This is a genomic window from Streptomyces sp. DF42, from assembly GCF_058267695.1.
In genome coordinates, this window is record NZ_CM177859.1 from 7178826 (window position 1) to 7198492 (window position 19667).

The window sequence follows — 19667 nt, forward strand, 5'->3', positions numbered from 1 at the left end:
GCGTTTGACAGCAGGTGACGCCCGGACTGGCTGGGGTCGGCCAGCGGGTGTTACCTCGTATGGAGGAACTCCCTGGCGCCTCGGAGCCTGATGCCCAGCCGGTATCGCGCGGCACGGCTGTCGAGGCGTACGTCCAGTGCCCCCGGTAGCCGAGTGTCCGCCCGACGGCCCGCGGGCAGCAAAGAGGCTGCGATGCCATCGCGGCGGGCGATGAGCACGCCCAGCGAGTAGCGGCTGAGGGCGTCGGTGCCGGCGAGGTGGAAGACGCCTGCCTCGTTCGAGGCCGCGAGCTTCCACAAACCGGCCGCAAGATCGGCGACGTGGACGGGGCAGCGAATGTCGTCCGTGAACAGGGCTCCCTCCCGCTCGTTGGCAGCCAGCTCGTGCACCACCCGTTCGTGGTGGGATCCTCCGTCGCCGATGATCAGAGAGGTGCGGACGACAATGCCGTCCGGGCACAGCAGTCGCACAGCGGTCTCAGCGGCGGCCTTCGCGGCCCCGTACGGGGTGATCGGGTCTGGGGCGCAGGTCTCGTCGTAACGGGCCTTGCCGATGCCGGAGAACACGGCATCAGAGGAGACATGTACCAGGCGGATTCCGAGCTTCGCGGTGGCCATGGCGATGTGGATGGAGCCGTCCGCAGTGATCGCCCAGTCCGCACCGCCGCTTGTCACGTTGATCACCGCGCGAGGTGCCACCGTAACCAGGAGCGCTTCCACCTGTGCGGGATCACGGACGTCAAGCTGGTGCCAGGCGCCGGCCTGCGCGGCACTGGGGCGGGAGTGGAACGTAGCATCCGCCTCCCAGCCCCGTACTTGCGCTTGGCGCAGCAGCTCCGTCCCTAAGAACCCGCTGCCACCAATGATCAGCATCCTCATGCCGCACACGCTAAGGCATGCTGTCGCGGCGGCGGAGAGCACGGAAAATGCGGCAGGAGGCCGGGCCCGTTCGGCGTGAGCATCCCGCAGGGGACCGCAGCACGGTCGTGCGCTCACCCAAGTTCGAGGCAGGGTTTGTGTGGTGAGTCCTCGTGTAACTCCTCAACAGAGAGCATCAGTTAAAACTGGTGAGTCTCCCGCGGAAGAGCGGCATGAAGCAGAACACGCGTGCGAGCGAGTCGGCAGTTGAGGGCGGTCTGCTGGCGCAGTTGACGAAGCTGGTGGTCGAGGGGCCCTAAGGGTGAGCTCAACGATCATCTCGGGCGGGAGAGCGGGGGCGGGCCGACGAAGGACCCACGACCGTCTTGCCGGCGTCGCTTCCCTGGCTCCGGGTGGGGAGGCTGGTGGAAGTCTTCACGCTCCTTATGTCGATGACACAGGCCGACGGGCTGGAACTATACGGCCCTCCATCTGCCCCTCCAGCTGCATCAGCAGGCCATGGAGCCGGGCGAACACTTGCGCCGCTCGTGAGGCTACCAACGGTGATCAACTCGAGGTGTGCCCTCGGCAGTGCGTGCCGACTACGGTCTCCCGTTACACGCGTTCAGCGTGCTGCGGATCCCCTTGATGAGCCGCCAGTTCGTGACGCCGGGCTCCTCGCGGAGTCATCTATGCTCGCGCCCAGTTGGTATGACCAGTTCGCTTCAGGGGGCGGGGAGCCGCATGGCCGATGAGATCAAGTACGAGTACAAGGCAGTGAAGACGGTTCGGGGCACCGACGGTTTGGTGATCTCGAAGATGCAGAAGGACGGATGGGAGCTCGTGGAACAGCTCCCAGGCAGACTTCGCACCACCCTCAACTTCCGTCGGCCGAAGAGGCCACTGCCTTGGCGTCTGATTGGGGCGGGGGCTGCCGCCCTTGTGGTCTTGGCCGCCATCATCGGCACGGGCGTTGCGCTCGGCGACGGCGACGAGGAGAAGGGCGCGTCGGCCAGTTCGACGGCCGCCAGTGAGAAGCCTTCTGCTACGCCGCCCGCAGACGAGCCGACTACCGCTGAGGTGATCACGGCGCAGAACAGTCCCGAGTTCGCGACGTTGTTGAAGGCGGATCCGTGTGGCGAAGAGAACGTGAACTTCGCAACCAAGCACGAGGGGCAGACGGTCGCCTTCGACGGGTCAATCAGGCACATGGCGGCCCACGCGGATGACCGGACCCGCTACGACTTCCTTCTCGGCCCGGGCGACAAGGGGCCGCAGACGACGGACGGCCCGAACTTCAAGTACGAGGACGTCAACACCGGCAACCTCCACCTGACCGGCAAGGAGGTCCCTGCCACCATTGCAGTTGGCGACAAGTTCCGCTTCATCGCCGAGGTGATCGAGTTCAACACGGTCCAGTGCCTATTCCGCCTCGCCCCGGTCTCGACGGAGACCCGGTAGCCGAAGTGGGCAGCCTCCCATCATGAAGGGAGCTGCCCGATGGAACGGCCCCCTGCTCCATCACATTCGAGAGTTTTGGACGTTCCCACCAGCTTGCCAGACGGCAGCGCCATCCTTGACCCATGCTCGCATCCAGCCCTGCCCAGCGGCTAGCCGACCACGTTCGACACCTCCTTGGCAGCGGACCGTTTCTCCAGCCCGGCGGATGGACCCACATGGGTGCCGTCATCTGCGACGTCAGCTTCCAGCCCCGGTGCAACTACGAGAGGACTCTCCGACCGCGGCTCCTCCATTTGCAACTGAGCTGGGCTGATGCAAGAACAGTCCGCGGCTTCCAGCGCCGGCTCGTCACGGAAGACCTTGCCGTGGCCATGAAGTTCAACCACGCACAGAAGGTCGCGACGGCTCACGCCATCACCGACCTCCTCGCTGCCGACGGGGTCGATACCCGCGAGGACCTTCACACCTGGCTCGATCATCAGGCCAATCGCGCCGCTCTGCGCACGGTGAAGGGAGTGGGGCCGAAGAGCATCGACTACATAGGCAATCTCGTCGGCCGTTCGCATGTCGCCGTTGACGTACATCTGCGCGCCTTCGCCGTGGATGCTGGTGTTCCGGACCTGCCATACGACCAGTTGCGCGCAGTGTATGAGGAAGCCGCCGCACTTCTCGGGCACGACAAAGGTGCACTGGAGCATGCCGTTTGGCGGCATAGGTCGAAGGCCCCGTAGCCACCCAGCGGTCCTGGCCGTTGTAGGTGCGGTTACAGCAGGCTGATCTGCTCGTGGGTGATGCGTGGCCGAGTTCGCGGACCTCGTCTCCGGTCTTCTCCTCCCACCAGCTAGCCAAGATCCTGCGGTGGCACCATCGAGGCCAGGCGGAACCGTCCTGTGGCCGGGGAAATTACCGTGATCCCGTGCGTCGGGTCACCTGTTCGATTCGTTATGCAGCTGGAGTCGCGACCGACCTGCCCGTTCCCGGCGGGCAAGGGCACCAGGGAGCAGTCGAGCCGGGCCCCGTGGACGGGCGTTCAGTCGAGCGGACTGGACGCCCGTCCCGGCCATGGCTTGGGTCCGGGCGAACGTCAGCAGCGGAACCCGTGGGTCGTGCTCCGGGGCTCGACGTCGGTGTAAGGCTTGAACCACTCGTCCCAAAGGTCGTCTTCGGCCACGTCTGCTTCCAGGAAGTGGTGCGCCCTGTCGCTGACGTCGAGGAGCCCGCTCTCATTAGCGAGGAACTCCCAGTCGTAGTCGAACCGAGAGGCCGGAAGGGTTTGGTAGACCTCGTCCGCGCAGGCGGATTCGATACTGAACCCGCCGATGCTGCTCACGGCATGGCCGAATAGCACGCTCTCGGCCAGGCAGCGCGGTTCCGGGATGCCACCGGCGAGCAGATCGGCCGCGAGGTCGTCGTACGCGCGAGCGCAGTGAAGCAGGAACCAGTTCGACTGGGCCTCCGCACTGACCGGAACGCTGTCTTCCCAAAAGTCGGGGTCATAAGCGGCGAGGTACGTCTTGTCCGCAAGGTCCTTCAGCTGCCGATGGAGAACGAATGCGGTCCTGGGCGTTACACCAACACCGCCGCAGTCCCCGCAGCCGCGCCCCCGGGGGGACGAGTCGCAGACAGCGCACTTTGCGCAGTCCTCGTCCACAGTGCAGCCGCAGTTCTGGCAGCTCCCGCAGTCGGTAGCGCTGAAAAGCGAGAACACGGCCGCGTTGCGCTGTCCCAGGCTCTCCGTAACGGCCCGCGCGGTTCTGCGCGCAGCCTGGGCCCGTGGGGCGTCACCATTTGTGTCCTCGATCTCCTCCGCGATGTCAGTGATTGCCCTCCTGAGGGGGCCAGGCAGGGATGCCGAACACCGGTGAACCTTCGCGAGGGCGCCTGTTCCTCCCTGGAGAGCCGTATTGAGTGTGAGGGTGAGCAGCTGGGATTCGTCGCGATCCTCGAACGTCCCGATCTTCGAGAGCTCCGGTCCGCGGGGTGTCCCCCGCATGCTGAACAGGATGGCGCCGTTGCCCTTGGGCTGGGTCAGGAAGAAGAGATGCGACGGTGCGGAACGTGCCGGCATGGCTGAGCCTCCGAGTGGTGCGCGCGGGCATCGAGCGCGGGCACGGCAGGGAACACCGCCGCAGGCTCGTGCCTACTACGTGAAAGATGAGGTGAGAGACAAGCCGGTGGTCCGGGTGCGTCCGCAGACTCCTTGGCTGAAGCGCAGCTGGTGATCTGGCTACGAGCGAGACCCCGTTGCTGGCACGCGGAAGCCTGCCACAGATGGTGCCGGGAATGCCAGTGAGTTCACGAATCCTGATCGGGGGTGAACATTGTTCGATCCCTCAACTCCTGCCCCCCACCCTGATGTCCTGGTTCCTGGCGTTGCTCCGGCCGTTCGGCCCCGTCTTGCAGGCCGTCTTCGTAGCAGCGCCAGAGCGGCGGCGCAGCTCGATGCTCGTGCCGCCGCAGTGGGCGTACTTCGGCGGGCGGGTGAACAGCTCGGCGTGCTCGTGCTCCAGGAGCTTGCGGGCGAAGTAGCCGCCGCGCATCGTCACCATGACCTCGCGGGTTCACGCCTGGGACAGGGTGTTGAGGCTGCCGATCATCACCGTCCGCTCGTCGATCACCGCGATCCTCTGGTGCACTCTTGACGCTCGTTCGACGCTGTTTCTGACGGAGCGTGAGGTGGTCGTCCTGGATCAGATAGCGCGGGTCAATCGACTTGTCGGGCTTAACCCGTCGAGCAGCGCGTTAGGGCTGTTCTTTGGGCTCGGGCTATACGGCGACAGGTCTCGGGTTGCCGTGTGCTGATTGCGCTGGCCTCGTTACCCTGTGTCGTAGGGAGTGCCGAGGTATGCGGGGGCAGGGATGAGCACGGGGGATGCGGTGCGTCGAACGGCCGCGGTGGAGCGGGGGATTGCGTCCGCCGATGCGCTCTTCTCTCTGGAGGGCATCCCAGAAGGAGCCGTCGTACCGGAGCCGGAGGGTGAGGCGGCGACTGAGGCGGCGGTCGACCGACTCGGTAGCCGGTTCGCCGGACTGGACGGTCAAGTACGGCACGCGCTGAGACGTACCCGAGATCACGCAGGCAATCTGTCGAGCGACCGTCTCCAGGGACTCTCGGAGATCGTGCAGAACGCCGAGGACCTCAGCGCCACGGACGTACGCATTCTGACGAGGGGACGGGAACTCCTCGTCGCCCACAACGGCAGCCCCGTACGGTTGCCGGACGTTGTGGCCCTGGCGATGCCCTGGCTGACAAGCAAGGCAGAGCAGGCGGAATCCACCGGCAGGTTCGGGATTGGCCTGATGACCCTCCAGTCCCTCTCCCCGCATCTGGAAGTTCACTGCGGGCATTACCGGTTCCGCGTCGGGGATCCGGACATCTCCGTGGCCGAGCCGTTCCCGGCGCCCGACTGGTTCGCCAGCGACACTTGGACGGTTCTACGGGTTCCGCTGGAGCCGGGTGTGCTCGGTGCGGACGAGGTGGACGCGTGGCTTGCCGAGTGGGGGGACAGCGCGCTGCTCTTCCTCGGCAGTGTCGGCAGTGTCACGCACCTGGACGAGCAAGGTCGTGTCCGGCACCGGCTGGCGCTCGACCGAGAGATCGGCGAGCCGTTCGAGGCCGTGGTGGGCGGGCAGAGCGCCGACGTGGAGACCGGCGAGGCACGCGCCGGCGACGAGTCCCGGTGGCTGATCTGCCGTACGACCGTTCCCAGCCCCTCCGGGATCACCCGGTCTCACAAGGCGGTGGGGTCCACCACCGCAATCGCTGTGGCTCTTCCTCTCGGACCCGATGACGCCGGGCGGATCTACGCCGGTCTCCCGGTCGCGGACACCGCTTTGTCCCTCTGTATCAGTGCCCAGTTCGATCCGATCGCCAGCCGTCAGGCGCTCGACGACACCCCGTGGAACCGCGCACTGAATGAACTGGTGGGCGACCTGTGGAAGGCCGCCGCCCTGTGGCAGTTCCGGCGGGATCCGGCACGGGCCTGGCGCGCCGTGCCGCTCCCCGACGACATGCGCGACTCCCGCGACCCGGCCGCCGCGCTGGAGCGACTACTCCTCGACCGTGCCAGGGCGGGCGTGTCCCACGGTCTCGTCCTGGACGTCCCGGGCTACGGGCCGCTCGGCCTGGATGATCTCGCCGTGGAGGACGAGACGCTGGTGGGCGTGGTCACCGAAGAAGAGATCTCCCGCGTCGCCGAGCGGACCGCCGTGCTACCCAAGGTGGCGCGGGACGAGGACGGTCGATGGCGCGAGGTGCTGGCGGACTGGGAGAACCACGACAGTGCGGTTCCCGTGACGGTGGACCTCTACGACGCGCTACGCCTCCTCGACGACGAAACCCGGTCGCCGCAGGCGAACATCCGCCTCGCCGCCGTGGGACTTGCCTCGAATATCTACTCCTCCTTGCTGTCGAGCCGCTGGCTCGTGGACAGCTCAGGGGGCCGCCACCGTGTGCCCCGGCCTGCGGAACCTGCGGTGTTCACCGACGCCCCGCGGGGCCTCGGCGCCAGTCTCGGATTCTCCCGGGAAATCCATCCGGCATTCCTCGCCGACACCGATGAAGCGCGGTCGGTGAGGGCGTGGCTCCGTAAGCGGGAGGCGCTGCTGACCGACGCGGACGCGGTGGCCGTGATCCGGCGCCTCGCGGCCATCGGCGCGGCGGGGAGCAGCGGCCTGAATGCACTTCGGCTGACAGATGACCAGCTCATCGAACTACGCGACGGCTTCGCACGTGTGCCGGACCACGAACGAGAGACCTTGGGGCGCGACGTGGGCCAGGCAATCCGGCTGCAGGGGCATCGCTACGACCGGGCCGGAAAACGTGAAGACATCGACGTCGCTCCCGCCCGGGCGTACCTACCCGCCCGACTGGACAGTTCGGAACGCGAGGAGAGCTTCGCCTTTGCCGCCGGTCGCACGGCCGGGCTGGTGTGGCTGCGGCCTCGGTACGCCGAGGTCCTGCAGCGCGGCGGCGCCGGGATGGGCGCCCGTAAGTTCCTGAGGCTCCTGGGCGCGGAGACCGCGCCCAGGTTGCGCAGGCACCCGGGGGCGCGGGAACGCTTCACGCAGAGCCCGAAGGGGCTGCCGGCGGAAGTCATTTCGGGACCTCGAGCACGCACTGATGCCCTGCGCGTTCTGGAAGCGACCTTCACGCTCGACGACTACGAAAGCCCCGACCTACGTGCCGTCGCCTCTGGCATAGCGGCGGAGCAGGACCCGCAGCTCCGCAGGCGCAGGGCGGCAGCGCTGTTCCACGTCCTCGGGCGGGCATGGAGCCGCTTTTCCGACCACGACGAGGTGGACGCCGTCTTCGACTACTACGCATGGCAGAACCGGGGCAGGACCGCAGCCTTCTGGCTCTGGCAGTTGCGCGACACACCATGGCTGGACGCCGGTAACGGCGCACTGTCTGCCCCGGCTCGACTCCGCATGCGGACCACCGGCACGGTCGCGGTGTACGGGGCGGACAACGAGCGATTCCTCCATCCCGAGATCCAGCAACTGGTCGGCAGACGCAGTGATGTGCTGCGCGCCCTGGGCATTTCTGCAGAGGCCCGCACCGAGGACCTCGTGGAATGTCTGCAGCGCCTGCGCCGACGGGAGGAAGAGGGCGGCGACAGGGATGTGCCCGCGGCACTGATCCTCTACCAAGCCCTGGCTGAGCGCGCCTTCGTCCATGGCACGGCCGCCCCGGGGGAGATGTCCTTGGGCTCGGTCCTCCGGGCGTTCGGCGAGGGGAGCGGCCTCGTCCTCACGGACTCTGGCTGGTGCCGGCCGAGCCAGTGCCTGCGCGGAGCGCCGCTCTTTGGCCCGCTCCGTGCGTTCGCTCCCACGTTTCCAGGCAGCGAGGAGTTCTGGCAGCGGCTCGCAGTGCGCCTGCCGACTGTGGACGACGCCACGGCCGTGATCAAGGAGCTGGCCCAGCGGGACCGGAAACAGGGTCGGGACGAGCCGGACGGGACGACCCAGTCCATCGTCCTAGAGACCCTGAAGATGCTCGCCGCTCCGGGCCGTACCCATCCCGGCGCGTTGACGGCCAAGCGCCTGGGGCGCCTCCCTCTTTGGACGAGTCAAGGCTGGCGAAGCAAGCGGCCCGTGTACGCCGTCGAGGACCCAGTGGTAGCCGAGGCGCTGGGCCGGGAACGTGCGGTGTGGTGCCCGGGAGCCGAATTGGAGCAGTTCCGACCGTTGATCGGAGCCCTGCGCGTGAGCGAGCTCGCCGCAGAGCATGTCACCGTGTACAGCCCTGGGCCGGCCCTGGCGGACCCGGACGCCACAGCGCTGGTCCGGTCAGCCGTCACCCACCTCCGTGAGGACCTGCAGCGCAACGCCGCGAGCGTTGCCCAGTCCCTGGACTGCTCGTGGGACCAGCTGGCTGACCTGACTGTATGCATCGCCCCTCACCTGGCCTGCCGCCTCGATCTTCCGGACACGGGCGAGACGGTGCACGTGCCCGTGGACGCCGGGATCGACTGGTCCTCGGGCACGTTGTACGTACGTGACACTGCCGCCCTGACACGCACATCCGGGGTGGGCCGGGCGATCGCCGCCCGGTTTCCGGGCAGCCGCCGCGAGGTGGCCCTCGCCTGGGGAGCAGCGTGTGACCAGGCCGAGAAGGGCCGTACGGCCGTACAACTGAGCCTTGCCGACGACCAGGTGCGGCGCGACCGGGAAGCGGCGGAGGCCGAACGCGATCGACGGCTTCGGGAACTCGGAAACGAGGTGGACCAACGCCGTACCGCGTTCAAAGCGCAGGCCGGCACAGTGCCCGGTACTCCACCGACGGCAGTGATCCTGCTGCCTGCCCCCAGCACACCACCGCCCGCCGGGCCGTCAGCCCCGCCTGTGCCCCCCGCCGCTCCACCGCGGAGGCTCGTCGACCCCGGCAGGCTCCGGCTCGTCGATCCGAGCGGCATCATCACGCCGCCAAAGCCCTCGGCTGCGGGCGCGCCCAGCGCACGGCCGAGCGGGTACACCTCGGGTATGTCCGGCCTGCCGCAGCCCCGCGCCGGATCGGCGATCCCCCAACAGCACACGCCACCGCGCCCCTACACGGGCACGGAGCAGGAAAAGGTGGCTCTGGACGTGGTGCGCAAGGCACTCGCCACCGACGACGACTGGCTGCGTGACCTACGGGCCCAACGCGGCCTCGGCGCCGACGCGGTGGACGCACTGTCGCGGTTCTACGAACTCAAGGCATACAAAGATGCCGAGCCCGACACGGTGCTGCTGACACCCGCGGAGTTCCAGCGAGCAACGGAGAACGACGACTTCTTCCTCGTCATCGTCTCCGGACTGGAGGCCGGAACCGGCCCCGTCTCCGTACGCATCATCCCGCAGCCGCTCCAACAACTGACCTGCCGTCCGAGCAGCAGCGTGACGGTCACGGGCATCAGGGCCACGCACAGCCGGGTGTACCAACTCGAGGAGGAAAGTTAGGTCAGCTGGCCGTGACGTCCTGGGAGCTCCATTGCGGGGGCCACGACGAAGGTAATGGGGACGAGACCGTAGCCGAACCCCCTGCCTTCATGGCCCTGGCCCGCGCGGCTGGCCGCCCAGCACGAGTAGATCCAGCGCCACCGAAGCAGGCCACAGCCTGAGCATGTCCCACCCGCGCCCCAAGGTGGACGAGGTCCGCACCACAGCTCGGAACCTCGCCAACACGCGGCCGACGGCCATCGCAGCAGGCCGTTGTCCCTTGTACCGCTATCCTATACAAAGTCCGTCTACTGAATTGGTGCTTGTCGCAGAGCATTTGATGAGATAGTGGGATCGTGTCTCAATCGGTACGGTGGGTAGTTGTCGCTCTCGGAGCGGCAGTTGTGTTCGGGCTGTGCTTCGGAGTGGCGCGACTGGACCCATTTGACTGGCTACCCCAGAAGGACAGTGACGCCGTGGCGGTGGCCGCGGGTTTCGCGGCGGTGATGGCGACAGCGGAGTTGGCCTTCGGGACCTGGTGGGCAGTCGGCGACGGGCAGAGGAGGTCCGTACGGCAGCAGGTCCGGGCCCGAGACCGCAGCAACGTGGTCCAGGAGAGCGGGGTCGTCAACCCGCATGAGGTCAACCAGGACATCGACGCTGGGGGAGACGCAGTCGTCCGGCAGATCGGTGGAAGGAATACGCCATAGGGGGCCCGAAGCGGTCGGAGCAACGGGCCGCAGCAGAAGGAAACGCCCGAGCCATACAAGTGGGCGGCGACCTTGTGGCCGCAGAAGGCGACTATGTGCACGGGGACAAGCATGTCTACCCGGCCCCGGACACTCCCGCACCGACGGCACTACGCGCCCTGCCGGAAGCGCCCGCCGCGCTCGTCGGACGCGAGACGCTCGTCGACGAGCTGCTGTCGGTACTGTCACCGAACGGCCCAGGGGTCACTGTGGTGGCTGGCCTCCCGGGAGTCGGCAAGAGTGCACTGACGTTGACGGTTGCCCACCAGGCCGCGAAGAGAGGGTGGTTCGACGGCGGGGTACTGTTCATCGATCTGCGCGGTTACGACCCGAACGGCACAGTCGGCCTTGAGCAGGCGGTAACAGTGCTGATGGGCGAGCTCGGCATCCGGGACGAGGACATGCCACCCACACTGGACGGGCGGCTGACGCTGTACCGCTCTGAGCTGGCTACCCGGGCGGAAAGGGGCCAGCGAGTACTGATCGTGGCCGATGACGCGGGAGAGGTCGCCCAGGTACAGCCTCTGATCCCGCCCGACGACGCGCACCGGCTGCTGGTCACCTCGCGGAACAGCCTGGTGGCGCCGGGCTTCCCGGCGCGGCTGGTGAAGCTGGAAGAGCTGTCCGTCGCCGCTGCCGCGAACCTGGTGTCCGCGATGCTCCTGCGGATCCGGCCGACCGACCCGCGGCCTGGGCGGGAGCCGGATGCACTGGGTGAGATCGCCCGGCACTGCGGGTGCCTTCCTCTGGCTCTGACCGTGGTGGGTGCATTGCTGGCGGACGACCCGGGGCTGCCGCTGGCCTCCTTCGCCGAGCAACTGGCAGATGAGCGAACCCGGTTGGAGAAACTGACCTTCGACGACGGCCACGGGATGCCGGTGGGGGTGCGGGCCGCGTTCGAGTTGTCCTACGCCCGGCTGCCCGCAGAACTGGCACGGCTGCTCCGGCTGTTCACCGCCCATCCGGGGCTGGACTGCCACATCTCGTTCGTGGCACTGCTGTACGGAGAGATCGGCGGGGTCGCGGAGGCGTATGCCGGGCCGGCCGCGATGCGGGCCCTGCTGGCCGGGTTGGCCCGCACCGGGTTGATTGCTGAGCAGCCGACGGGCTCGGGCCGATGGCGCATGCATGATCTGGTGCGGCTGTACGCGGCCGAGCTGGCCGACCGCCATGCCGAAGAGGACGGATACCACCAAGCCGTCGAGAAGCTGTTCTTCTTCTACGGGGCGATGCTGCGCGCATGTGACAGCCATCTTCAGGGCCAGCCCGACGACCCTTATCACGCGATCGTTCCCGATGCGGACACGGCGTTGGACTGGCTCGACGAGGAGCGCGACGGCGTCATGGCTCTGGGCCGCCTGGCCGCACATCAGGGCCAGTTGGACACTATGGACGGCTTTACCACCTTCGTGCAGGCATACCTGTATCGGCGCGGACTCTTTCAGGAGGCGGCTGATCTCAGTCGGCTGGCTGCCGACGAGTTCCGCCGGGTCGGTGACGTCCAGGCAGAGAACCGTGCGCTGAGCGATCTGTCTCTGGCCCTGGCGGAGTCCGGGAATGCCGAGGAAGGCGCCGCGCTACAGGAAAAGGTGCTGGAATCCCACCCTGCTGCTGACCCTGTAGACAAGGCCCGTGGCCTGGTGAGACTGGCCGCGGCACGGCTGCTGGCCGGGCGGCTGGACGATGCGGCCGCTGCTGCGGAAGAGGGCATCGGTCTCTGGCGTGAACTTGGCGATCGGCAGTCTGAGGGGCTGGCCTGGAACACCCTCGGCACCATCCGGCAGGCACAGGAGCGCTTCCAGGAGGCAGTCACCGCCCACGAGCGAGCTGAGGTCCTGCTCGCGGAAGGAGGAGATCCGCATGCGGCGGCGAAGGTGAGACGCAACCGGGGCACTGCACTTCGTGCGCTGGGCCGCCACGATGAAGCGATCGACGTCCACCGGCAGGCCCTGGCCATGTTCGAGGAGTTCCATGACACCCTCGAGGTCGCCGAGTCCTTCAACGAGCTCGCCGACTCCCTTAACGCTGCCAGCCGTATCCGGGACGCCGCCGACGCGCGCAGGATGGCCGCCGGCGGCTACCGCTCCGGCCGCGCCAGGGAAGACGAGGCGCGTGCTCGGGTTCTTCTCGGCCTGGAGCTGGCACAACTTCGCGACTTCGCCGATGCTGCGGCGGCGCACGAGCGGGCGGGCCTGCTGTACCAGGACGTCGGTGACCCCGGGGGGGAGGGCTGGGCCCGGGGATGCCTGGCTACCGCCCTCTACGAGTCCGGGCGGGATGAGGAGGCGCGTGACGCATGGCTTCGGTCCGCCGCCGCTTACCGGGAGGCGGGTCAAGAGCAGGAGGCTCAGCTGGCTACCACGCTGTACGAGAAGTTAGGCGAGCACCTGGCCGCCAAGAGCACGCGACGCGCCAGCCGCCTGCTGTACACCCGGCTCAGAAACCGGTTCTGCGGTCGAGGCAGACCGAGAGGATCAGGGACACCGTCATGATCTCAACGAGCGCTAAAGAGCATCGAGAGATGGCGAGCACTCCGGGCCCGGACCTGTTAACTCCTGCCCTTAAGGTGCGATCTCAGCCACTCGTTCCTGCTGGAAAAGGGACACGATGGATCGCCTCCACTCGGCGCCCGTGAGGTTCGACTGCAGATCCTCGCGCTCGCACAGCTGGAGGAGTAGGTCCCGGTTGAGGTAGCGGGGCAGGTCGTCGCGCAGGCCCTCGTGCAGGACGATGCGGTACAGGCCCATGCGCTGGCGAGGCTTGCCCAGGTCGTACGGCGTCATGCCGGACCAAGCCATGTGCAACGGTAGCTCCACGACACCCTGGGTCGGCCCGTGCAACTCGTCCAGCGACTCCGGCAGACGTCGCCGGAACCTCTCCCGGTACAGGGCGAGGTCTTCGGCGTCCGGAGTGAGCGGGAGCGGGCTCGAGAAGGGGAGCTGGTCGCGGCAGCCTGTTCCGCCCGAAGAGGAAGGATGGACTGTTGGCCGTGACGCTCGTTTGACGCTCTGGGCGCCTGCACGCGGGGTCGTGAGCCGAGAAATAGGTCCTGACCTGGCCCTTTCCGAGACTCCTTCAGGCCGACATCTTTTCGATGACGCACCATGTGGAGTGTGTCGCGATCCTTGAACCGGCCGGAAAGGGCTCCTGACCTGCAGGTTCGGGTGATGTGCATGATGTGCGCCGTGGGCGTTACGGGCGACATCTTGACGCATGTTTGACGCATGCGGCCCATGTTTGACGCACGTTTGGCGCACGTTCTGATGGGCCGTCAGGCACCTGTTTTGCAGGTGACGGACGGTCATCCGCTCCCTGTGGGAAGCCCTCCTTGGCCGTATCTTGATGAGGGCGCGGTTCAGTAGGGGCGGGGGCCATACGGGCTCCAGCCGTGGAGGAATGGCTCCAGGTCTGCGGGTCTGGGCTTGGGCGCGCGGGGAGTTTCGGGGCCGCGCTGGTCTCGGTGAGGCGCTGGAGATGCTCGTCTGCGAACGTGAGCCACACTTCGATGTCGGTCTTCTCCGCGTCGGCGAACGGCCTCCGCACCCCTTTCGCGACCGTGAGGTCGAAGTGGATCAGCCGCCACCCGGCGTTTTCGGGTCCCCTGGCCTCATGACTCCTCGGCGCCGCGGGCCGGCGTTGAGCCGTACTGGCTGCGCAGGCGGGCCTTGAGGATCTTGCCGGTGGCGTTGCGGGGCAGGGTGTCGACGAGGACGACCGACTTGGGGAGCTTGTACTTGGCGAGTCGGCCGGACAGGGAGTCCATGATGTCGTCGGGCGACACGTCGGCGCCCGCGCGGGGCACGACCAGCGCTCTGCCGACCTCGCCCCATCGTTCGTCGGGTACGCCGATCACCGCGCATTCGGTGACCGCGGGATTCTGGTAGAGGAGTTGCTCGACCTCGGCCGGATAGACGTTCTCCCCGCCGGAGATGTACATGTCCTTGATCCGGTCGACGATCGTGACGTACCCCTCCTCGTCGACAGTGGCCGCGTCTCCGGAGCGGAACCAACTTCCTTCCACGAAGGCGTCCTTGGTCGCTTCGGGCCACTGCCAGTAGCCCTTCATCACGTTGAGGCCCTCGATGATCACCTCGCCGACCTCGCCCGGTGCGACATCGGTGAGGTCGGGCCGCACCACGCGTACGTCGGTGAAGAAGCAGGGCGTGCCGGCAGAGCCGGCCTTGCGGATGCTGTCCCGTGCGCGCAGGCCCAGCGCGGCGGGAGCGGTCTCGGTCAGGCCGTACGCCTGGAGGAAGGTCAGGCCACGGTCCTGGTACGTGTGGATGAGGGCCTTGGGTACGGGTGCCGCCGCGCACATCAGGATCCGGATCGACGACAGGTCGGCCTTCGCCCACCGCGACGAGCGGGCCATGGCCTGGTACATCGCGGGCACGCCGAACATCCTCGTCACCCGGTGCTCGGCGATGACGTCGAGCACCCGGTCCGGGTCGAAGCCGCGCATCAGCACCGACGTCCCCCCTTTGAGGAAGCCCGGCAGGAAGACGGTGTTGAGGGCGGCGGTGTGGAACATCGGTGCCACCACCAGAGCGACGTCGTCGGAGGCGATGTCCACGTCCAGCAGGATGTTGAAGCAGTTCCAGGCGATGTTGGCGTGGGTCAGCATGACGCCCTTGGGACGGCCGCTGGTGCCGGAGGTGTACTGGATCATGCACACCTCATCGAGGCCGACAGTCTCGTCCAGGGGGTTGTCCGGCGCGCTCGCGAGTAGCTCCTCGTACGCCTTCCCCACCTCGACGTAGTGCTTCACCTCGACGTCGTTCCTGAACGCGTCGACGATGTCGGTGAGTTCGGCCCCGAACACCAGCACCGGCGCTCCCGAGTCGCCCAGGATGAAGGCCAACTCGGGTGCCGCGAGGCGGGTGTTGAGCGGGACGAGGACGGCGCCCAGCGCGTTCGCGGCGAACAGGGTCTCCGCCAGGGCGGGATGGTTCGCGCCCAGGTAGGCCACCCGGTCGCCGTGGCCGACCCCCAGGGCACGCAGGGCGTGAGCGAGTCGCGTCACGCGCGCGGCCAGCTCTCCGTAAGACAGGGATCCACCGTCGTGCACGACGGCGGTGGCCTCCGGCGCCATGCGGGCGCGCCGCGCGGGCCACGAACCGAGCCCTTGATTGCGCATGGTGCGTCTCTCTTCTCTCAGATCTCTCAGAGCCAGTCGGGCCATGTGTAGTCGGCCGAGTCGTCGTGGTCCCGGCGGGGCGGCAACGTGGCGAGCCGCCCCCGGGAGAAGACCAGCGGTGGGACGCCGGTCTTCTCCACCCCGAGTTCCCGTACGCGGCCGAGGACGAAGTAGTGGTCGCCGAGGGTCCACACGTCGGCGATGTCGCAGTCGATCCAGGCGGCGACGCCCGCCAGGACGGGGCTGCCCGAGGGCGCGCCGCGCCACGGGTGGCGGTCGAAGACGTCGGGGGCCTTGGCGCTGACATCCCGGCAGAGGCACTCCTGGCCGGCGGCCAGCACGTTCACGCAGAAAGCGCCGCCGGCCATGATCCTTGGCCAGGTGGTGGAGGAGCGGCCGGGGAAGAACGCGACGAGCGGGGGGTCGAGGGACACCGAGGTGAACGAGCCGATGACCATGCCGACCGGGGTGCCGTCGGGTTCCTTCGCGGTGACCACCGTGACACCCGTCGGGTAGTGGCCGAGCACGTGCCGGAACCGGCCGGGGTCGTCCGCCGGGCCGCCGCCGGGCGTCGTCGCGGCGGACGTCGACCGGTTCACGCCGGGTGCTCCACGCCGAGCAGAGAGCGGGCGTATCCCGTGGCCCACCAGCTGTGCTGGGCGTTGATGTGCGTCTTGTACGTGGCGACGTCGCGCAGGTACCGCTGCATGCGCTCGCCGTTCGCCAGCGCGCTGGAGCCACTGGCCGAGGCCAGCATCTCGACGGCCTGGCAGGCGAGTTGGCCGGACTGCCGGGCCGTGAGGGAGAGGGCCTGGTCGTCCAGTTCGGAGAAGGGCTCGCCCCCTGCCAGGCCCCGGGCCGCGTAGGCGGTGTAGTCGTCGGTGACCGACAGGATGATCCGCTGCGCGCTGTCGGCCAGAGCCGTGGCCAGGCCGAGGTTGCGCTGGTGTTCCGGATCGTGGCTGCGCGGCTTGAAGGGCGGCAGCGGACTGTTCTTGGTGGTGATGATCCGCTGGTACTCGTCGACCGCGGCCCAGGCGGTGCCCGCCACGATCGAACACAGCTGGATGTTGAAGAACGACATCAGCCGGCCCGCGTACATCGGGTTGCCGTGCAGTTCCACACCCGGCCCGTCGGTGGCGTCGTTCGCCGCGAGGTGGCTCCTGGACACGTACTCGTACGGTACGAGGACGTCCTCGGCCACGACGCTGTTGGAGCCGCTGCCGCGGAAGCCCAGGATCTCGCCCCAGTTGTCGAGCATCCGCCAGCCGGAGGGCACGAGCACCAGGCCCGGCGTGGGCATGCCGCCCTCTTCGTCGATGATGAGCACGCCACCCAGGAAGTGCGTGGAGACGTTGACTCCGGAGGAGTAGTCCCAGCGGCCGTTGACCAGGTACCCGTCGGGGGTCCTCGTCGCGGTGGCGCTCGGGGCGATCGGCAGCGGGGCCCGGAAGTCACCGTCCGGCCCGAACACCTCGCGCTGGGTGCTCTCGGGGAAGCGGCCGGCCACCACCAGGCTGTGGGAGGCGGCCAGACACAGGTTCCAGCCGCTGGACGGGCAGCCGCGGGCCACCTCGGTGACCATCCGGGAGTAGGTCCGCAGGTCGAACTCGTAGCCGCCGAATCGGCGTGGCTGGAGGGACCGGTAGAAACCCGCCTCCAGGAACGCCTTGTGCGTGTCCTCGGAGATACCGGTCCGCTGTTCGGTCTCGTCCTGATGATCACGAAGCCAGGACCTCATGCCGGCGGCCCGGCGCACCAGTTCCTCCGGTGTCAGGTCCGGCTCCGGCTGCGGAATCTCGATGATTTTCTCGGCTGCCTCGGTTGTCTCGGACAATTCGCACCCCATCCGCTGCTGTTCTGGGTCGGCCTGAAGGGAGTGTTGGCAGCGCGGCGAAGGACCGTCCAATGCCGGTCACTGTGGGCTTGATGAGTTTCGTGCATCACAGCAGGTCGGAGGGGGTGACGGGAATGCCGCACATTTCTGCCTGGTGACGTGCGGGGAAGCGCGCTGTAACCTGGCGCGGACCACAATGCCGTGGACCTCGCCTTTCTGGAGGGCGGAGTGGAACTCCGGAGCCTGCGCCATTTCTCGGCGCTCGCGGAGACCTTGAATTTCCGGGTCGCCGCCGAGCGTCTGCACCTCACCCAGCCCGCGCTGACGCGATCGATCGCCGCCCTCGAGCGTGAGCTGGGCGTCCAACTGTTCGACCGCGACAAACGGCATGTGGCGCTCACCGCCGACGGCGCGGAACTGCTCGAACGGGCGGGCGAGGTGCTGGCCGATGCCGAGCGGCTCGCCGCCGCCGCAGACGCCATCAGGGCCAGGCGACGGGACGAGGTGCGGGTCGCGCTCTACGGGGTGGCTCTCGCGGAGCTGACGCATCCGGTCATCGAGGCGTTCTGCGAGCGGTATCCCAGAGTCACGATCCGGGTGCACGAAGCGGACTTCCACCAGGGGCTCGCCCCGCTGCAGGCCGGCGAGTGCGACGTGGCGCTGTTGTGTCTGAGCGTCGACATGCCGGGCCTGACACGCGTACCGATCTTCACCGAGCCCCTTTCCGTCGGGCTGTGGAAGGGGCATCCGCTGGCCTCGGCCGCCGCGGTGGACATGACCGAGGTCTACGACCGGCCCTGGGTCACCCCCCACCCGGGCGACGACTTGTGGGTGGGGGGACGCCACGGGGACGACGACGCCCCGACAGTCGGCTCCCACGCCCGCTCGATCCTGGACATGTCCTCGAAGATCGCCTACCAGCACATGGTGGGACTGATGCCACTGTCGGGCGCCCGGATGTTCCCGCACCCGGGAGTGGAGGCCGTCGCTCCGAAAGAGCCCCTCGACTCGGTGGCCGCGGTCGCCTATCCGAAGACGGGCCACTCGCCCGCCGCCCCGGCGTTCGCCGAGGTCGCACGCCGGGTGGCCCGACGTGCGACCGGCGTTCCGTACGCCGAGATCTCCCAGTAGGAGGGGTCAGCCGCCGTACGGCGGCTCGCCCGCCCAGGCCGCGTGCAGGACGGCGCGCAGATCGTCGGCGGAGGCCGGGCGGGGATTCGCGTACGGCGCCCCGAGAGCGACATCGACCGCACGGTCCACGTCGGCGGCGGTCAGGCCCAGGTCGGCGAGCGATCGCGGGATGCCCAGCCGCTCGCCCAGCTCGTGCAACTCCCGTACCGGATCCGGGACATCGAGCGCCCGGCGCAGCGCCGCCAGTGCCTCGGGAACCGCCGGCGCGTTGAACGCCAGCACATGGGGCAGGACGACGGCGTGTGTCTCGGCGTGCGGCAGGCCGAAGGTGCCGCCGAGCACATGGCAGAGCTTGTGGTGCAGCCCCATGGTGGTCGCGCCGAGACAGGCACCGCACAGCCACGCCCCGTACAGCGCGCGGCTGCGCGCGTCATGCCCCGAGGGGTCGGCGACGATCTCGGGAAGGGCCGCGGCCAGCGCCCGCACACCCTCCTCCGCCATGAGGGAGACGATCGGAGTGGAGTCCGGGGCGTACAGAGCCTCGACGGCGTGCGCGATCGCGTTCATGCCGCTCGTCGCGGACCCCACGGGCGGCATGGTGAGCGTGAGCAGCGGGTCGTACACGACGCTGCGCGGCAACACCTTCGGGTCGCGCCCGGTGCGTTTGACCGCGCCCGCGGTCAGGCCCCAGACGGGTGTCATCTCCGATCCGGCGTACGTCGTCGGGACGGCGACGATCGGCAGGCCGGTGCTGAGCGCGACGGCCTTGGCCAGGCCGGTCACGGAACCGCCGCCGACCGCCACGCAGCCGTCGGCCCGGGCTTCGCGAGCCGCTTCGACGGCCAGGTCGGCGACCTCCACCGGGACGTGCGTCACCGCCCCCGCGTGCAGCCCGGCGCAGGCGTCGCCGAGAGACGCGGCGACGGCACGGGCCGTGTCCAGGCCGTGGTCGTCGCACAGCACGAGGACGCGGCGCAGGGCGAGCAGCGCGACCTCGTCGGGCACCGCGTCCGGGACGGCACCCGACCGGAAGAGGACGCGCATCGGCTGGGCCTGATAGGTGAAGTCCAGGGCGC

General features: G+C 68.3%; 13 protein-coding genes and 1 pseudogene. 6 read left to right on the forward strand and 8 right to left on the reverse strand.

The window, feature by feature from the left end; translation table 11 throughout:
- Window positions 1-50: 50 nt before the first annotated feature.
- Complete coding sequence (locus ACYUED_RS32925; RefSeq protein ID WP_491288068.1) at window positions 51-878, reverse strand: SDR family oxidoreductase; 828 nt, start codon at window positions 876-878, stop codon at window positions 51-53.
- A gap of 723 nt (window positions 879-1601) precedes the next feature.
- On the opposite strand from ACYUED_RS32925, the gene ACYUED_RS32930 reads away from it, so the two are divergent.
- The gene (locus ACYUED_RS32930; RefSeq protein ID WP_491288070.1) at window positions 1602-2318 is read left to right on the forward strand and encodes a DUF4839 domain-containing protein; all 717 of its coding nucleotides are present in this window, start codon (window positions 1602-1604) and stop codon (window positions 2316-2318) included.
- 371 nt (window positions 2319-2689) lie between these two features.
- A complete protein-coding gene (locus ACYUED_RS32935) occupies window positions 2690-3049 on the forward strand; it encodes a DUF8548 family protein (protein WP_491294535.1) in 360 nt (119 codons plus the stop codon).
- Between the two features lie 353 nt (window positions 3050-3402).
- On the opposite strand, the gene ACYUED_RS32940 is transcribed toward ACYUED_RS32935, so the two are convergent.
- The gene (locus ACYUED_RS32940) at window positions 3403-4386 is read right to left on the reverse strand and encodes a hypothetical protein (protein WP_491288072.1); all 984 of its coding nucleotides are present in this window, start codon (window positions 4384-4386) and stop codon (window positions 3403-3405) included.
- Between the two features lie 265 nt (window positions 4387-4651).
- Window positions 4652-4867, reverse strand: coding sequence for a hypothetical protein (locus tag ACYUED_RS32945; RefSeq protein ID WP_491288074.1), 216 nt, complete (start codon window positions 4865-4867; stop codon window positions 4652-4654).
- A gap of 310 nt (window positions 4868-5177) precedes the next feature.
- On the opposite strand from ACYUED_RS32945, the gene ACYUED_RS32950 reads away from it, so the two are divergent.
- From ACYUED_RS32950 to ACYUED_RS32960, 3 genes are all read left to right on the forward strand, one after another.
- Entirely contained in the window at window positions 5178-9758 is a 4581-nt protein-coding gene (locus ACYUED_RS32950; protein ID WP_491288076.1) for a sacsin N-terminal ATP-binding-like domain-containing protein, read from the forward strand.
- A gap of 455 nt (window positions 9759-10213) precedes the next feature.
- Window positions 10214-10447, forward strand: coding sequence for a hypothetical protein (locus tag ACYUED_RS32955; protein ID WP_491288078.1), 234 nt, complete (start codon window positions 10214-10216; stop codon window positions 10445-10447).
- Window positions 10448-10506: 59 nt separating this feature from the next.
- On the forward strand, window positions 10507-12978 hold the full coding sequence (locus tag ACYUED_RS32960; protein ID WP_491288081.1) for a tetratricopeptide repeat protein: 2472 nt from the start codon (window positions 10507-10509) through the stop codon (window positions 12976-12978).
- A gap of 171 nt (window positions 12979-13149) precedes the next feature.
- Here ACYUED_RS32960 and ACYUED_RS32965 read toward each other — a convergent pair.
- From ACYUED_RS32965 to ACYUED_RS32980, 4 genes and pseudogenes are all read right to left on the reverse strand, one after another.
- Window positions 13150-13374 (reverse strand): annotated as a pseudogene (locus tag ACYUED_RS32965) (hypothetical protein); the annotation flags it as partial.
- 719 nt (window positions 13375-14093) lie between these two features.
- Entirely contained in the window at window positions 14094-15623 is a 1530-nt protein-coding gene (locus ACYUED_RS32970; RefSeq protein ID WP_491288083.1) for an acyl-CoA synthetase, read from the reverse strand.
- A gap of 26 nt (window positions 15624-15649) precedes the next feature.
- Complete coding sequence (locus tag ACYUED_RS32975) at window positions 15650-16222, reverse strand: flavin reductase family protein (protein WP_491288085.1); 573 nt, start codon at window positions 16220-16222, stop codon at window positions 15650-15652.
- On the reverse strand, window positions 16219-17460 hold the full coding sequence (locus tag ACYUED_RS32980; protein ID WP_491288088.1) for an acyl-CoA dehydrogenase family protein: 1242 nt from the start codon (window positions 17458-17460) through the stop codon (window positions 16219-16221). Before ACYUED_RS32980 ends, ACYUED_RS32975 begins: the two co-directional genes overlap by 4 nt.
- A gap of 201 nt (window positions 17461-17661) precedes the next feature.
- Between ACYUED_RS32980 and ACYUED_RS32985 the strand changes: the two genes are divergently transcribed.
- On the forward strand, window positions 17662-18591 hold the full coding sequence (locus ACYUED_RS32985; RefSeq protein WP_491288090.1) for a LysR family transcriptional regulator: 930 nt from the start codon (window positions 17662-17664) through the stop codon (window positions 18589-18591).
- A 6-nt stretch (window positions 18592-18597) separates the two neighbouring features.
- Here ACYUED_RS32985 and ACYUED_RS32990 read toward each other — a convergent pair whose 3' ends face one another.
- Window positions 18598-19635 (reverse strand): maleylacetate reductase, encoded by a 1038-nt coding sequence (locus ACYUED_RS32990; RefSeq protein WP_491294536.1) that lies wholly within the window; start codon window positions 19633-19635, stop codon window positions 18598-18600.
- Between the last annotated feature and the right edge of the window lie 32 nt (window positions 19636-19667).

Coding starts and splice junctions, on each gene's coding strand:
- ACYUED_RS32940 (WP_491288072.1), bottom strand. CDS start 4,386: ATGCCGGCACGTTCCGCACCGTCGCATCTCTTCTTCCTGACCCAGCCC.
- ACYUED_RS32935 (WP_491294535.1), top strand. CDS start 2,690: ATGAAGTTCAACCACGCACAGAAGGTCGCGACGGCTCACGCCATCACC.
- ACYUED_RS32970 (WP_491288083.1), bottom strand. CDS start 15,623: ATGCGCAATCAAGGGCTCGGTTCGTGGCCCGCGCGGCGCGCCCGCATG.
- ACYUED_RS32990 (WP_491294536.1), bottom strand. CDS start 19,635: ATGCGCGTCCTCTTCCGGTCGGGTGCCGTCCCGGACGCGGTGCCCGAC.
- ACYUED_RS32945 (WP_491288074.1), bottom strand. CDS start 4,867: ATGGTGACGATGCGCGGCGGCTACTTCGCCCGCAAGCTCCTGGAGCAC.
- ACYUED_RS32925 (WP_491288068.1), bottom strand. CDS start 878: ATGAGGATGCTGATCATTGGTGGCAGCGGGTTCTTAGGGACGGAGCTG.
- ACYUED_RS32950 (WP_491288076.1), top strand. CDS start 5,178: ATGAGCACGGGGGATGCGGTGCGTCGAACGGCCGCGGTGGAGCGGGGG.
- ACYUED_RS32930 (WP_491288070.1), top strand. CDS start 1,602: ATGGCCGATGAGATCAAGTACGAGTACAAGGCAGTGAAGACGGTTCGG.